This window comes from Pedococcus sp. 5OH_020 (genome assembly GCF_027812955.1).
Classification (GTDB): domain Bacteria; phylum Actinomycetota; class Actinomycetes; order Actinomycetales; family Dermatophilaceae; genus Pedococcus.
Genome location: NZ_JAPYZV010000020.1, coordinates 1 through 14,433, shown reverse-complemented (window position 1 = coordinate 14,433; position 14,433 = coordinate 1). Strand labels below are relative to the sequence as shown.

Genomic DNA, 14,433 nt, shown 5'->3' with positions numbered 1-14,433 from the left:
AATCTCCCAGCACGGCGGGGCATCTCGTTGTTACGGCGCGCTCAACACCTCAGGCCCATCGGTGGATCGAGGCTTAGTCACTCAGTGACCATTTCGACCACCCAAAGTGGCGGAACGAGACAGCCCCTGACCCGCGTTTCCGCTGGTCAGGGGCTGTATATCGATCGTGGGCGATACTGGGTTTGAACCAGTGACCTCTTCCGTGTCAAGGAAGCGCGCTACCACTGCGCCAATCGCCCGGGGTGTTGCTTGGGTCCGACTCAGGGTTCGAGTCGTCGAGGTGGAGACGGGATTTGAACCCGTGTACGCGGCTTTGCAGGCCGCTGCCTCGCCTCTCGGCCACTCCACCGTGAAGGCGGTCAAACCCTCCGAGCGGATGACCGGGCTCGAACCGGCGACCTCAACCTTGGCAAGGTTGCGCTCTACCAACTGAGCTACATCCGCATACCCGCGCTATTGGTGTCGAACGGGATTCTCACCCGCTGCGCGTGCGGACAGACAGTATCCGATCACCATCGCGCTCACCAAATTGGCCCTCAGGGTCTCCCTCCGGCACCGGAGTGAGGGGCCGGGCGGCCTCCTCCTTCAGCTCCCCGACCGACGCCAGGAGCTCGTCCGCAGCGCCGAGACCTGCGTCTCGGGCCTCGTCGCGAGCTCCCGAGCCACTCCCCAGGACAGGCTGAACGGCACCGCCCTGCCGGTCGGCGAACCACGCCTTGACCCAGTCGACCGCCTGCGCGCGAAGAGACAGCCGTTCCTCCACCGGCCACTGCACCCGGATCGCGGCGTTCAGGGCAGCACCGATGAGCACGGCGATCGCCAGCGTGTACAGCCAGATGAGGAGCACGATCGGGGTTGCCAGCGGCCCGTAGATCGACACCCCACCCAGCGACGCGGCGATTGTCCCGCGCAGCACGAATGACGCCAGAGACCACAGGACCAGCGTCAGGACCGCCCCTGGGAGGTCCCTGAGCCAGGGCGTGCGCCGAGGGGTGGAGATGTGGAACAGCGTCGCGATGCTGGCCACTGCGAGCACCGTGACGACCGGCCAGTACAGCCAGGTGACGAACCCAGCGTCCGTGTGCAGCAGCTTGGCGAGCCGGTCCGGGCCGATGACCACGAGGGGGATCACCACGATGCCGACGACCAGCGAGAGCAGGTACAGGGTGAGCGACAGCGCACGGGTGCGCACGATGCCGCGGACCCCCGACTGGCCGTACATGATCGAGATCGTGTCCACGAAGACGTTCAACGCTCGCGAACCGGACCACACCGACAGCAGGAAGCCCACAGAGACGAGGTCGGGGCGGCCGCCACCGTGGAAGAGATCGTCCATGGTGCCCTTCACAGTGCCATCGACCACACTCGTGGTGAGGAAGTGTGCGGCCCACATCAGGATCCCGTTGAGGATCTCGTCCACGGTGTTCTTCCCGAGCCACGGGGTGAGGAAGCCGACGCCCCCGGACAAGCCCAGCACCAGCGGGGGCAGCGAGAGCAGCATGAAGAAACCTGCCTCCGACGCCAGTCCCGTCACCCGGTACCGCAGGCAGACGCGGATCGTCTCAACCGTCATCCGCGCCACGGGCAGGGCTCCGGGGATGCGAACCAGCTCGCGTCGCACCCGTGCCTTGACCCTCACCGCCCCACGGTATCCCGCATACCCTGCACTCGTGCCCACCCACGCCGTCACCAACCAGGTCCCACCCCTGCCGCAGTACAACGCGCTGACGTGCAACGCGGCGCTGGCGGAGGCCCTACGGCGGTGGGCGGACAGCGCTGCGTATCAGGAGGTCGAGGTTCTGGGGCGCCCGCTCGGGCTCCGCGGAAGCGCGGCTGTGGGCCGACCAGGCCAACACCAGCACACCGGTCCTGCGCACGCACTCCCCCACCGGTGAGCGCATCGACGTGGTCGAGTTCCACCCCGCGTGGCACGCCCTCATGGGGGTGGCGGTGGGCGCTGGCCTGACCGCCGAAGCGTGGACCTCTCCGCTGGGCAGCGGTGCACACGTCCGTCGCGCCGCGGGTTTCGCGACGTGGTCGGAGGTGGAGCAGGGCCACCTGTGCCCGGTGTCGATGACGTATGCCGCCGCGCCCGCCTTGGCTGCCAACCCGAAGCTCGCGGCCCGCTGGCTCCCCCAGCTCGCGTCGCGGACGTACGACTTCGGGCTTCGGCCGTTGGCCGACAAGCAGGGCGCCCTCGCGGGGATGGGCATGACGGAGAAGCACGGTGGGTCCGACGTCCGCGCCAACACCACTTGGGCCACGGCGTCGGCAGGTGGCCCCGTGGAGGGTGGAGCCACCTACGGGCTGACGGGCCACAAGTGGTTCTGCTCCGCCCCCATGAGCGATGCCTTCCTCGTCCTCGCGCAGACCGAGGCGGGCGTGGGGTGCTTCCTGGTCCCCAGGGTCCTCGACGACGGCACCCTCAACCCCTTTGCGCTGCAACGGCTCAAGGACAAGCTGGGCAACCGCTCCAACGCCTCGGCCGAGGTGGAGCTCGACGGCACCTGGGGCGTTCGCGTCGGTGAGGAGGGTCGCGGCATCCGCACCATCCTCGACATGGTCGCCGCGACGCGGCTCGACTGCATCCTCGGTTCGGCGGCGACGATGCGGGCGGCCTTGGTGCGCGCCATCCACCATGCGCGGCACCGGTCGGCGTTCGGCGCCCTCCTGGTCGACCAGCCGCTCATGCAGAACGTCCTGGCGGACCTGGCTCTGGAGTCCGAGGCCGCCACGGTCCTGGCGCTGCGCCTGGCCCGGGCGGTGGACGAGGGTGATACGGACCTGTCGCGCCTGGGTGTCGCGGTGGGCAAGTTCTGGGTCTGCAAGCGGACCTCGCCCATGGTGGGCGAGGCGCTGGAGTGCCTGGGGGGCAACGGCTACGTCGAGGAGAACGGCCTCGCTCGGCTGTACCGGGAGGCGCCGCTGAACTCCATCTGGGAGGGCTCCGGCAATGTCAACGCACTGGACGTCCTGCGCGCGGTCGCGCGCGAGCCCAGGGCCGTCGAGGCCTTCCGCAAGGAGGTCCAGCTCGGACACGGGCACAGTGCAGTCCTGGACACGGCGATCGCGAGCGTCGACGACACCATCGCGTATGCCGCCCGCCCACGCGCGCAGGCGGGTGCACGCCGGGTGGTCGAACGGCTTGCCCTGACCTTCCAAGCCTCCCTGCTCGCCCGCTTCGCGCCCTCGCTGGTCGCGGACGCCTTCGTGGCCAGCCGGCTGGGCGGTGACCACGGCCTGACCTTCGGAACCTTGGATGCCGGACTGAGCGCTCATGCGGCGCGCGCGCTCGTCGACCGCGCCTTCAGCGCCTGACAGCGCGGTTCGCCACCCACCTCAGGCCGAGGAAGGCTCCGAACGGCCCTGTCACGTCTTCGCGAGCCGCTGCTTCTCGGCCTCCACGTCGTAGTCGACCGCCGGCCACTGCGGGTCCATGGCCTCCAAGTGCTCCAGCACCAGGCTCTGCACGGCCAGCCGGGCGTACCACTTCCGGTCGGCCGGCACCACGTACCAGGGAGCCGCGTCGGTGGACGTCTTCTCCAGCACGGTCTGGTACGCCTCCTGGTACTGCGGCCACAGCAGCCGCTCGTCGACGTCTCCTGGGTTGTACTTCCACTGCTTGTCCGGCCGCTCCAGCCTGCGCATCAACCGCGACTTCTGCTCGTCGGCCGACAGGTGCAGCATGACCTTGACGATCGTCGTCCCGCTCTCCGCGACCGTTGCCTCGAACCGGTTGATCTCGCTGTAGCGCCGCCACCACGTCTCACGCGGCACGAGGTCGTGCACCCGGACGATGAGCACGTCCTCGTAGTGCGAGCGGTCGAAGACGCCGATCTGCCCCGGGTGCGGCAGGGCGTTGCGGATGCGCCAGAGGAAGGGATGGCTGCGCTCCTCAGGCGTCGGTGCCTTGAAGGCCGTGTAGTGCACGCCCTGCGGGTCCATGTGCCCCACGACGTGCCGCATGATGCCACCCTTGCCCGAGGTGTCCATGCCCTGCACCACCAGCAGCAGGGACCGCTGGCCGTCCATCTTCGCCTCGGCGTACAGCCGCTCCTGGAACTCCCCGATCTCCCCCGCTCGCTCCTCGAGCGCCTCCTGGCCGTCGGCCTTCTTCCCCGCGAAGGCCGGGGTCGACCCCGGGTCGCACTCCGCCAGGACGAAGCCCTCCCGCGCGCGCAACGCCTCGCTGAACGACACCGATGCCACCTCGCCGGCGGTGGCCGAACGCGACTTCGCGTGTTTGCGAGCCTTCTTCGACTTCTGTCCCGGGACGGCAGCGGGAGTCCTCGTCGCCGTGCTCGACCTCTGTGCGTCGTTGCCCATCTGGGCATCCTGTCATCGAGTCCCGACCCGCGCGAGGCTCGTCAGCCGAGACAGCGCGCGGAAGTACTTCTTGCGGTAGCCGCCCTTGAGCATGTCTTCCGAGAAGAGCCGGACGAGGGGCAGGCCGCTGGCGAACACGGGGATGTCGGCGTCGTAGAGCCGGTCGACCAGCACGACCAACCGCAGCGCGACAGCCTGGTCGGTGACCGGCCGCACGTGGGTCCATCCGACGGCGCCCACCCCCTCGAGCATCGCCCGGTAACGGCTGGGGTGCACGGTGGAGAGGTGTCTCGTGACGTCCACGAAGTGGTCGAGCAGCGCACCGTCGAGGCCGTCCACCGCCTCGCGCACCTCCTCCTCCGACAGCGGCACCGGACTCTCCACGTGCTCGCGGTGGCGATAGTCCGGCCCGTCGACCGTGACCACCTCGAAGCGAGCCGACAGGGCCTGGATCTCCCGCAGGAAGTCCTCCGCGGCGAACCGCCCCTCCCCCAGTGCGTCGGGCAGGGTGTTGCTCGTGGCCGCGAAGGCGACCCCCGCCTCGGCAAGGCGGGCCAGGAGGCTCGCCATCAGCACCGTGTCCCCCGGGTCGTCCAGCTCGAACTCGTCGATGCAGACCAGCTCGTGGCCTTTCAGCGCCTCCACCGTGGGAGCGAAGCCCAGGGCCCCCACGAGGTTGGTGTACTCCACGAACGTGCCGAACGACTTCGGCCCGGCCGCCTCGTGCCACAGGCTGGCCAGCAGGTGGGTCTTGCCCACCCCGAAACCTCCGTCCAGGTAGATGCCCCGCCCTGCCGCGTCTCCCTTGGGACGACGCCTGAGCCTCAGCCATCCGCCGGTGTCGCGCTCGTCCACGGCCGCCGCGTAGGCCTGCAGCCGCTCGACGGCCGCCGCCTGGGAGGGCTGGCCGGGATCCGGCCGGTACGTCGAGAACCGCTCGGCACCGAAGCGCGGGGGCGGCACGAGCTCGCGGACGAGGCGCTCGCGGTCCAGCCCTGGGGACCGCTGGGTCAGGGAGGAGGGCACGAGGGAAGCGTAGGTGAGGCAGACTTCCAGCCATGCGCCTGCTGCTGAGCGAGTCCGGGGCCCTGGCCCCCGGGACCGAGCTGGACGACGCGTCGCTGCGAGAGCTGTATGCGGCGCCCTCCGGCCGTTCATGGCTGCGGGTCAACTTCGTGTCCAGCCTGGACGGCGCCGTGACGGGCCCGGACGGGCGGTCCGGAAGCATCAACACCGCGGCGGACTTTCGCGTGTTCCAGCTCCTGCGCCGGCTGAGCGATGTCGTCGTCGTCGGCGCGGGCACCGTACGGGCGGAGGGCTATCCCGCACTGCGTGACGAGGACGTCGACGCCCCCGTCCTGGCAGTGGTGAGCAACAGCGGCGCCCTCCCGGAGACGGTCGCGAGGATGACGTCGCCTCGAGGCTCCGCCCTACTGCTGACCAGGCGACAGGCCGACCCCGCACGGCTCTCGAGCGCCCGCGAGGTACTCGGAGAGGACAACGTGGTCCTCGTGGGAGACGAGGCGGTGGACCTGGTCCAGGCTCGTGCCGCCTTGGAGGATAAGGGCTTTCGCCACCTGCTCTGCGAAGGCGGACCCACCCTGTTCGGTCACCTGCTGGCGGCCGGCGTGGTCGACGAGGTTGACCTGACGTGGGCTCCAGCCGTGGTCGGCGGGACGCACGCCCGTATCGTCCGGGGCACCGACCTGGACGTGGACCTCAGCCCGCTCGTCCTGGTGGAGGAGGACGGCAGCGTGATCGGCAGGTGGCAGGTGAAGCCCGTCCGGCCTCTCGGGCCGGTGAAGCCCCTGGACCCAGTGGAGTCCGGCGACCGTTAGCTGCTGAGGAACTCCGCCACGGAGCGCTCCCAGCGGGCAGGGTCCACGTTCCACTCCTTGGTGTGCCGAGCCGTGTCCCAGTGCTCCATGGTGACGAGGTCAGGTCGGGCCTGCGCCAGCTGCTGCGACGGCCCTACCGGGACGAACTCGTCGTCCACCGAGTGGATGAGCAGGATCCGATGGGACAGCTCGGCCGCTCTGGCGACCCAGTTCGTCTTGGCGACGTCGAGGGGGTCGTGCACGCCTACCAGCCGCCGCGCGGACCGGCGCCCCATGAGGGACCGGCTCAGACCGCCGATAGGGGCGGGTACCCGGTGCTCCCTCGCGTGGTGAGCCAGTACGTCGCCCCAGTCGATCACCGGGGCGTCGAGGACCACGTGGGTCACGTGCTCGGCGAGCCAGGACCGGCTCAGGGTCTGCAGGACGATCGCACCTCCCATCGACCACCCCATGAGGACGAGCTCGCGGGCTCCCTGCTGGACCGCGTGCAGGGCCGCATCCTCGATATCGCGCCACTCCGAGAGTCCTAGGTTGTACCGACCGTCGGCGCCGCTGCGTGCCCCGATGTCGTTGCGGTACGACGGGATCAACACGTTCACCCCGCTGTCGTGGAACGTCCTCACGGCGCGCAGGGCCTCGTCCCGGCGAGCCCCGCGGCCGTGGACGAGGATCGCCCAGCGACGGGACTCGCTGGGCGTCCTGACGACCCAGGCGGGCATCGTGCCCAGCTCCGTCAGCACGTCGACGTACTCGGTGCGCAACCCCAGCGCCCGGTCGGGCGGCCCTGCGAAGTAGTACTGGTTCCATCGCGCGAACCCCGGGGCCAGGTGACCGTAGTCGACCCCGTGGAGCTCACGGCGGACGCAGCCGCCCTCCTCGTCGAGCTCCACGACGTCTCCCACCCGTGCATGACCCGTGGCACTGTCGAGCCAGAGGCCGTAACGGCCGGGGACCACCGTGTCCGGCGTGACGTCGAGGGACACGCTGTGGTCGTCCACCGCCAGGATCCGGGTGTCGTCGGGCCGCTGCCGGTCCGGGGTGAGCACCCTGCGGGCGAAGTACGCGGCGGCGCCCACCGAGGTCACCGCGCCGGCCGCCACTGCCGAGCCACCCGCGACGGCTGACGCCAGAGCGGCGCGGCGGACCCACGTGCGCTGGTCACCCACGGCTAGGCGTTCCTCTCGCCCAGCACCTCGGCGAGGTCGAAGCTCACCGGCTCCTCGAGCTGCGCGTACGTGCAGGACGCCGGCTCGCGGTCCGGGCGCCAGCGGACGAACTGAGCCGTATGCCGGAACCGGGCTCCCTCCATGTGGTCGTATCTCACCTCGAGGACCCGCTCAGGACGCAGTGGCGTGAACGACAGGTCCTTCCCGGCGTTCCACCGGCTCGTCGCTCCGGTGGTCGGGGTGCGAGTGCCCATCTCCTCCCTGGCCCACGCCCAAGGGTGGTCCTCGAACGTCGTGACCCAGGACTGCAGCTCGCGGAACAGCTCCTTGCGCCGAGCCATCGGCAACGCTCCCACCACCCCGACACTCATCAGCGTGCCATCGTCGGTGTACAGCCCGAGCAGGAGCGACCCGATCGCGTCGCTGCCGGACTTGTGCGTCCGGTACCCCGCGACGACACAGTCCGCGGTGCGCTCGTGCTTGATCTTCAGCATGACGCGCTTGTCCGGCTCGTACGGGCCGGACAGCGGCTTGGCGATCACGCCGTCCAGCCCGGCACCCTCGAACTGGTGGAACCACTCCTTCGCCACGGCAGCGTCGTCCGTGGCCCTGGTCAGGTGGATCGGCGCGGTCGCGCTGGCCAGCGCCTTCTCCAGCAAGGCGCGTCGCTCCGAGAAGGGTCTGCGGGTCAGGTCCTCGTCTCCCAGAGCCAGCAGGTCGAAGGCGACGAACTGGGCGGGGGTCTCGACGGCCAGCTTCTTCACCCGGCTGGCCGCCGGGTGGATCCGCTGCTGCAGCGCCTCGAAGTCGAGCCGGTCGCCGGAAGCACCGACGACCACGATCTCGCCGTCCACGACGCACCTGTCCGGCAGGTTCGTCAACACTGCCTCGACCACCTCGGGGAAGTACCGGGTCATGGGCTTCTCGTTGCGGCTGCCGATCTCCACGGTGTCGCCCGAGCGGAAGACGATCGAGCGGAAGCCATCCCACTTCGGCTCGAACAGGTAGTCCCCCTCGGGGATGGCCTTGACCGGCTTCGCCAGCATGGGCGCCACCGGGGGGATGACCGGCAGGCCCCACGCCGAGTCGCGTTCCGCCTTGGGTGCCAGGTAGTCCGCGTCCGCGCGGTCCTTACGGCGCTTGCTCGGCTGCACCCTCGGCGGCTCGCCGGGCATCTTCGGGTAGTCCGGGGGGAAGTTCAGCTCGCCCAGCCCTCGCTCGTGGATGTCCTTGTCCCAGAGCGCTATCGCCCTCCGTATGTCGCCCGGTGTCTGGTCGATCCCGGACCAGGCGTCACCCTGAGCGGCCAGGATGCCGGGCACCGTGCGCACGGTGAACTCGGCGGGGTCCACCCCGGCCAGGTCCTCCCAGCGCACCGGCATACTCACCGGCGCGCCGGGCAGCGGCCGGGGAGAGTACGCGGAGGCGATCGTCCGGTCCCGGCACGCCTGGTTGAAGTCCACGAACACGCGCTCGCCCCGCTCCTCCTTCCACCACGAGGCGGTGACGAGGTCGGGCAGGCGTCGCTCGAGCTCACGGGCGATGCCGATGACGCCGTGCCGGACGTCGAGGAACTCGTGCGTCGGCGCGATGCGCGCGAAGACGTGGACTCCGCGGTTGCCCGAGGTCTTCGCCCACCCGGTCAGGCCCACCTCGCCGAGCAGCTCTCGGAGCACCAGGGCGGCTTCCACCGCGTCGCTGAAGCCGCGTCCCGGCTGCGGGTCGAGGTCGATGCGCAGCTCGTCCGGGTTGTCGACGTCTGTGGTGCGCACCGGCCAGGGATGGAACGTCACGGTGTTCATCTGGACGGCCCAGACCACGCCGGCCGGCTCGTCGACGACGACCTGCAGGTGCTTGCGACCCGAGGGGTAGGTGCACATGACCGGACGAATGAAGTCAGGCATCCCCTTGGGCGGGTTCTTCGTCCAGAACTCCTCGCCGTCGATACCTTCGGGGAACCGCTGCAGGGTCACCGGCCGGTTGCGAAGAGCGCCCATGTAGCCGTCCGCCACGGCGACGCTGTACTCGGCCAGGTCCAGCTTCGTGATGCCGTCCTCGGGCCAGATGAGGCGCTCGGGACTGGAGATCCGTACCTCGCGTGCACCGTCCGGACCTCCGGGCGCCTCCACCGTCCTCGAAGCAGCAGCCATGTCGGGAGCCTAGCCGTCAGCCGGCTGTGCGGTCCGGAGGCCGGATCGGGACCATAATCGGCCCCGACGGCGTTGAGAGGTCGTGAGGCCATTTCGAAGGAGTCCCAGCGTGAGCATGCAGAACACCGACCGCACCTACTCCGTGTCCAAGACCGACGACGAGTGGCGGGCCGAGCTGAGCCCGGCCGAGTACCAGGTCCTGCGGCAGGCAGGCACCGAGCGGCCGTACGTCGGGGAGTACACCGACACCAAGACCGAGGGCGTCTACTCGTGTCGCGCCTGTGGTGCCGAGCTGTTCACCTCCGACACGAAGTTCGACAGCCACTGCGGATGGCCGTCGTTCTACTCTCCGCTGGCCGGCGACCGCGTCGAGTACATCGAGGACACCACGCTGGGGATGAAGCGGGTCGAAGTGCGCTGCGCCACCTGCGGCAGCCACCTCGGTCACGTGTTCGAGGGCGAGGGCTACGGCACCCCCACCGACCAGCGCTACTGCATCAACTCGATCAGTCTCACGCTGAGGCCGTCCGACACCGACTGACGTGAGGCAGTAGGCCTAGCGCAGCGAAGCGAGGAGCTCCGCCACCTCCACCCGCCGTCCGGTGTGGAACGGCAGCTCCTCGCGGACGTGCAGCCGGGCGCGGGACGCGCGCAGCTCACGCATCAGGTCGACGATGCGGTGCAGCTCGTCCGCCTCGAACGCGAGCACCCACTCGTAGTCGTTGAGCGCGAACGACGCGATCGTGTTGGCGCGCACGTCCGGGTAGTCCCGCGCCATCTGGCCGTGCTCCCGCAGCATGTCGCGACGCTCGGCGTCCGGCAGCAGGTACCACTCGTACGACCGGACGAACGGGTAGACGCAGATGAAGTCCTTCGGGTCCTCGTCGGCGAGGAAGGCGGGGATGTGGCTCTTGTTGAACTCCGCCGGCCGGTGCAGGGCCGCGGCCGACCACGTGGGGCGGAGGTGACGCCCCAGCTCGGTGCGCAGCACAGCGCGGTAGGCCGCCTGCACGTCCTCGATCCGCTCGGCATGCCACCACACCATGAAGTCGGCGTCGGCACGCAGGCCCCCGAGGTCGTAGACGCCGCGGGTGACCACGCCCCGGTCCGCCAGGTCGCCAAAGAGGGTGTCGACCTCCTTGGCCATCGCCTCGCGGTCGCCCTCGAGGGCCGACCCCACCGCGAAGACCGACCACATCGCATACCGGATGGAGTCGTTGATCTCGCGGATCCGCGCGGCGTGCGGGTTGGACGGGGTCTCCTGGTCGGTCATGACGTCATTCTCCCCCGGCCCTCGCCACTTCCCCGCAGGTGGGTCGCCACTGCGCGGGCTGCCGCACGTCCGCTGGCGATGCAGGCGGGCACCCCGACCCCCTCGTATGCGGCACCCGCGAGAGCCAGTCCGGGCAGCGCCTGCGTGGCGCGGCGGATCCGTTCGACCCGGTCGACATGGCCGACGGTGTACTGCGGCAAGGCCCCGCCCCACCGCTGCACGTGGCTGTCCACGATCCTCGGGAGCTGGTGCCCCAGAGCCTCACTCACCTCCGCCACCGCAATGGCGACCAGCTCAGTGTCGGGCCGCTGCAGGTCTGACGTCTCCCCGTACCGGCCGACCGACGCGCGCAGGAAGGACAGGTCGTCCGCGGCCTCGGCGGTCCACGACCACTTGCTCGAGGAGAATGTGCTGGCCTTGATCGTGCGGCCTTCCACGGACGGCACGAGGAAGCCGGAGCCCTGGAGCGGCACGTCGACCCCCACCGCCAGGGTGACGATGGCCATGGAGGCGTAGTCGATCTCGCGCAGCGCGGAGGCGGCCGTAGGGCTGTGTGAGGCCAGCAGCCGTGCGGCCGGCGCCGCGGGCACAGCGACCACCACCGCGTCGGCGGACAGCCGCTGCGGGGAGGGCTGCGGTCCCGTCACCACCGTCCAGCCCACGCCGTCACGGTTGAGCTCTCGGACGATCACGCCGCTGCGCAGCACCACTCCTCTGGCGCGTAGCCGGTCGGCGAGCATCTCGGCCAGCCGCCCGACGCCTCCCCGCAGGCCTGCGAACACCGGCGCAGCGGACCCTTCGGGCGACAGCGCGGACGTCCTGGCGGCCTGTGACGCAGCCGCCGTGAGCGACGACCCCTGCCGAACCGCCGCGAACACCTGTGGCAGACACGCTCGCAGTGACAGCGACCGCGCCTTGCCCGCGTACACGCCCGCGAGCAGAGGGTCGACGAGACGGTCGACGACCGCGTCCCCGAGTCGCCCGGCGACGTAGTCACCCACGGAGACGTCCTCGAAGTCGGTGTCGGGCCATGGCGCCTCGTGCTCGGCACGGTCGACCTCCGCGTCGGACAGGATGCCCCTGGCTGCTCGCGCCGGCGACGGGATGCCCATCAGCGTGCCCTTGGGCAACGCGTGCAGCCGACCGCGCGACCACACGCTCGCCGAGGTGGTCACGGGATGCACCACCCCACCGTCGAGACCCAGCTCGGCCATCAGCTCCAGGGCTTCCGGACGCCTGGCCAGCACCGACTCGGCGCCGACGTCCAGGGCCACCCCGGCAACCGGCTCGCGCCGCAGCTTGCCGCCGGGCCGGTCACCGGCGTCGAGGACCGTGATGGTCGTGGCCGGCATCGACGTCGACAGCTCCCACGCTGCCGTGAGCCCGCTGACGCCACCACCGACTACCACGACCTGTGCCCCGCCCATGGACCCAGCCTTTCAAGATCGTGACTGTTTCGACACCGGGGGCAGGGAACCACAGCGGGCGCAGACCAGTCGCATCGAGGTCACGCACTCGCCATTCACGTCGATGACCTGGGGGTCGCCATGTTCAGTGATCGTCCGTACCGCTTCCTCGCCGTCCTGTCCGCCGCCACGCTGGCCGCGGTCGCACTCGCAGGCTGCAGCAGTGGAGGAGGCAGCTCGGCCAGCTCGGCCGGGGGCAAGGCGCAGGCGCCGGCAGCGTCCGCCGGAGAGGGCAGCGGCTTCGCCGGCGGCTCCGCAGCCCAGTCCCACCCCGGCGCGCCCGACAGCGCCAAGCGGGACAGCGCCGGCAAGCCCGTCACGGGCGGCTCGTCCGGCGTGGTCGACCCCGCCTCGCTCCTGGCGAACCAGGACCAGCTGGCACGCCGGGCGACCATGGCCCTCCAGGTGAAGAACATCGGCCAGGCGGTCGCGAAGGTCAGGGCCACGGCGGCTGCGGCGCAGGGCATCGTCCTGGCCGAGAGCGTCGGCACGGCCGACGGCGGCGTGCCACTGGCCGAGTCTGCCACCGTCACGGCGACGACCTACGGCGAGATCACCATCTCGGTCCCCTCCTCCAAGCTCGACTCGGTGATCTCCGACCTGAGCGAGATCGGCCGCGTGATCCGCTCCGGCTCCTCCAGCGAGAACGTGGGCTCCCAGATCGTCGACACCGCGTCCCGGCTGGACACCATGCGGGTCAGCGTGGAGCGGGTGCGCAAGCTGCTCGGCGAGGCGAAGGACCTCAGCCAGATCGTGGCGATCGAGGCCGAGCTCACTCGCCGACAGTCCGACCTGGAGTCGCTCGAGGCGCAGCTGGCGGCGCTGAAGGGGAGCGTGGCGCAGTCGCCGGTGCAGGTGAGCCTCACCACCGAGCCCGGTGCCATCGCCCCCGCTGGCGGCGACGCCGGAGGTTTCCTTGCCGGGCTCAAGGCAGGGTGGAAGGCGTTCACCGCCTCCACGACTGTCGCCCTGACCATCCTCGGCGCAATCCTGCCGTTCGCTGTCGTCCTGGTGCTCCTGGTCCCCGCCGTGTGGTGGGCCTGGCGCCGTCGTCGCGGTGGCCCCTCGACGCGGGTCGCTCCGGAGCAGCCGGTCAGCGCCGGCTGACCTCGTGGACCAGCTCGACGACGCGGGTCAGCACCTCAGGGTCGGTGTCGGGCAGTACGCCGTGGCCGAGGTTGAAGATGTGGCCGGGAGCCGCTCGCCCCTCCTCGACGATCCCGCGCACCTTCGCCTCCAGCGCCGGCCACGGTGCGAAGAGCAGGGCAGGGTCCAGGTTGCCCTGGACCGCGTACGAGCCGCCCAGCCGGTCCAGCGCGTCCGTGAGCGAGACGCGGTAGTCGACCCCCACGACGTCGGCGCCCGCGGCGCCCATCGCCGCCAATAGCTCGCCGGTGCCCACCCCGAAATGGATCGTCGGGACGTCGCGGTGCGCCACCGCGGCCAGGGCCGCGGCGGAGTGCGGTGCGACGAACCGCTCGTAGTCGGTGCGCGGTAGCACGCCGACCCACGAGTCGAAGAGCTGGACGGCACTGGCCCCCGCCGCCGCCTGGACGTCGAGGAACGCACCCGAGATCTGGGCGAGCCGTCCGCACAGGTCATGCCACAGCTGCGGGTCGCCATACATCAGGGCCTTCGTGTGCTCGTGGTTCTTGCTGGGGCCACCCTCGACGAGGTAGCTCGCCAGCGTGAACGGCGCACCGGCGAACCCGATGAGGGGCGTGGCGCCGAGCTCGGCGACGAGCAGGTGGACCGCCTCGGTGATGTAGGGAACGTGCTCGGGCACGAGCTCCGGGAGCCTGTCGAGGTCGGCGCGCGCCCGAACCGGCCTGGCGACCACCGGTCCGACGCCGGCCACGATGTCGAGGTCCACGCCGACCGCGGCCAGCGGCACGACGATGTCGGAGAAGAAGATCGCCGCGTCGACCCCGTGCCGTCGCACCGGCTGGAGGGTGATCTCGGTGACCAGGTCCGGGCGGCGGCACGACTCCAGCATGCCGACGCCCTCGCGGACGCGACGGTACTCCGGCAGCGAGCGGCCGGCCTGCCGCATGAACCACACCGGCGTGTGGGTCACGGGCTGTCGCCGGGCAGCCTTGACGAGGAGCGAGTCGCGAGGGGAGGTCACCGCAGGAGTCTAGGTGTACCCGGCCATGAGGTTGGTGGCAGGCGAGTCGTGTTGACGAGGTGAGAGCCCCCGGGTGGGGTGTGGCT

Annotated in this window: 13 protein-coding genes and 3 tRNA genes; 5 read left to right on the top strand and 11 right to left on the bottom strand. The window is 70.5% G+C overall.

Annotated elements, in window-relative coordinates; genetic code table 11:
• Window positions 1–167: 167 nt before the first annotated feature.
• The 4 genes from PHA84_RS20565 to PHA84_RS20550 form a co-directional block, all read right to left on the bottom strand.
• A tRNA-Val gene (locus PHA84_RS20565) sits at window positions 168–239 on the bottom strand.
• Between the two features lie 39 nt (window positions 240–278).
• A tRNA-Cys gene (locus tag PHA84_RS20560) sits at window positions 279–349 on the bottom strand.
• Between the two features lie 22 nt (window positions 350–371).
• Window positions 372–444 (bottom strand) — tRNA-Gly (locus PHA84_RS20555).
• Window positions 445–475: 31 nt separating this feature from the next.
• Window positions 476–1,639 carry a YihY/virulence factor BrkB family protein gene (locus PHA84_RS20550; protein WP_270890009.1) on the bottom strand — a complete coding sequence of 388 codons (1,164 nt, stop codon included), beginning with the start codon at window positions 1,637–1,639 and terminating at the stop codon, window positions 476–478.
• Between the two features lie 31 nt (window positions 1,640–1,670).
• On the opposite strand from PHA84_RS20550, the gene PHA84_RS20545 reads away from it, so the two are divergent.
• Window positions 1,671–1,895 carry a hypothetical protein gene (locus PHA84_RS20545; protein ID WP_270890008.1) on the top strand — a complete coding sequence of 75 codons (225 nt, stop codon included), beginning with the start codon at window positions 1,671–1,673 and terminating at the stop codon, window positions 1,893–1,895.
• Window positions 1,834–3,318, top strand: a complete 1,485-nt coding sequence (locus PHA84_RS20540; protein ID WP_270890011.1) for an acyl-CoA dehydrogenase family protein — start codon at window positions 1,834–1,836, stop codon at window positions 3,316–3,318. Before PHA84_RS20545 ends, PHA84_RS20540 begins: the two co-directional genes overlap by 62 nt.
• A gap of 51 nt (window positions 3,319–3,369) precedes the next feature.
• Here the strand turns inward: PHA84_RS20540 and PHA84_RS20535 are convergent, their stop codons facing one another.
• Window positions 3,370–4,326, bottom strand: a complete 957-nt coding sequence (locus PHA84_RS20535) for a polyphosphate kinase 2 family protein (protein ID WP_270890007.1) — start codon at window positions 4,324–4,326, stop codon at window positions 3,370–3,372.
• Window positions 4,327–4,338: 12 nt separating this feature from the next.
• Entirely contained in the window at window positions 4,339–5,352 is a 1,014-nt protein-coding gene (gene zapE / locus PHA84_RS20530; RefSeq protein WP_270890006.1) for a cell division protein ZapE, read from the bottom strand.
• Window positions 5,353–5,384: 32 nt separating this feature from the next.
• Between zapE and PHA84_RS20525 the strand changes: the two genes are divergently transcribed.
• Window positions 5,385–6,164, top strand: a complete 780-nt coding sequence (locus PHA84_RS20525; protein WP_270890005.1) for a dihydrofolate reductase family protein — start codon at window positions 5,385–5,387, stop codon at window positions 6,162–6,164.
• On the opposite strand, the gene PHA84_RS20520 is transcribed toward PHA84_RS20525, so the two are convergent.
• Together PHA84_RS20520 and PHA84_RS20515 are read right to left on the bottom strand one after the other, a co-directional pair.
• The gene (locus PHA84_RS20520; RefSeq protein WP_270890004.1) at window positions 6,161–7,330 is read right to left on the bottom strand and encodes an alpha/beta hydrolase family protein; all 1,170 of its coding nucleotides are present in this window, start codon (window positions 7,328–7,330) and stop codon (window positions 6,161–6,163) included. The two genes, PHA84_RS20525 and PHA84_RS20520, sit on opposite strands and share 4 nt — an antisense overlap.
• Before the next feature lie 2 nt (window positions 7,331–7,332).
• Window positions 7,333–9,480, bottom strand: a complete 2,148-nt coding sequence (locus PHA84_RS20515) for an ATP-dependent DNA ligase (protein WP_270890003.1) — start codon at window positions 9,478–9,480, stop codon at window positions 7,333–7,335.
• 115 nt (window positions 9,481–9,595) lie between these two features.
• On the opposite strand from PHA84_RS20515, the gene msrB reads away from it, so the two are divergent.
• The gene (msrB, locus tag PHA84_RS20510) at window positions 9,596–10,021 is read left to right on the top strand and encodes a peptide-methionine (R)-S-oxide reductase MsrB (RefSeq protein WP_270890010.1); all 426 of its coding nucleotides are present in this window, start codon (window positions 9,596–9,598) and stop codon (window positions 10,019–10,021) included.
• Between the two features lie 15 nt (window positions 10,022–10,036).
• On the opposite strand, the gene hemQ is transcribed toward msrB, so the two are convergent.
• Both hemQ and hemG read right to left on the bottom strand, forming a co-directional pair.
• A complete protein-coding gene (gene hemQ / locus PHA84_RS20505; RefSeq protein WP_270890002.1) occupies window positions 10,037–10,753 on the bottom strand; it encodes a hydrogen peroxide-dependent heme synthase in 717 nt (238 codons plus the stop codon).
• Entirely contained in the window at window positions 10,750–12,180 is a 1,431-nt protein-coding gene (gene hemG, locus PHA84_RS20500) for a protoporphyrinogen oxidase (RefSeq protein WP_270890001.1), read from the bottom strand. Before hemG ends, hemQ begins: the two co-directional genes overlap by 4 nt.
• Window positions 12,181–12,300: 120 nt before the next feature.
• Here hemG and PHA84_RS20495 point away from each other — a divergent pair, with 120 nt between their 5' ends.
• Complete coding sequence (locus tag PHA84_RS20495) at window positions 12,301–13,326, top strand: DUF4349 domain-containing protein (RefSeq protein ID WP_270890000.1); 1,026 nt, start codon at window positions 12,301–12,303, stop codon at window positions 13,324–13,326.
• On the opposite strand, the gene hemE is transcribed toward PHA84_RS20495, so the two are convergent.
• Window positions 13,313–14,347 carry a uroporphyrinogen decarboxylase gene (hemE, locus tag PHA84_RS20490; RefSeq protein WP_270889999.1) on the bottom strand — a complete coding sequence of 345 codons (1,035 nt, stop codon included), beginning with the start codon at window positions 14,345–14,347 and terminating at the stop codon, window positions 13,313–13,315. The genes PHA84_RS20495 and hemE overlap by 14 nt on opposite strands.
• Window positions 14,348–14,433: the final 86 nt, after the last annotated feature.

Coding starts and splice junctions, on each gene's coding strand:
- PHA84_RS20525 (WP_270890005.1), top strand. CDS start 5,385: ATGCGCCTGCTGCTGAGCGAGTCCGGGGCCCTGGCCCCCGGGACCGAG.
- hemQ (WP_270890002.1), bottom strand. CDS start 10,753: ATGACCGACCAGGAGACCCCGTCCAACCCGCACGCCGCGCGGATCCGC.
- PHA84_RS20495 (WP_270890000.1), top strand. CDS start 12,301: ATGTTCAGTGATCGTCCGTACCGCTTCCTCGCCGTCCTGTCCGCCGCC.
- PHA84_RS20515 (WP_270890003.1), bottom strand. CDS start 9,480: ATGGCTGCTGCTTCGAGGACGGTGGAGGCGCCCGGAGGTCCGGACGGT.
- PHA84_RS20535 (WP_270890007.1), bottom strand. CDS start 4,326: ATGGGCAACGACGCACAGAGGTCGAGCACGGCGACGAGGACTCCCGCT.
- hemG (WP_270890001.1), bottom strand. CDS start 12,180: ATGGGCGGGGCACAGGTCGTGGTAGTCGGTGGTGGCGTCAGCGGGCTC.
- msrB (WP_270890010.1), top strand. CDS start 9,596: ATGCAGAACACCGACCGCACCTACTCCGTGTCCAAGACCGACGACGAG.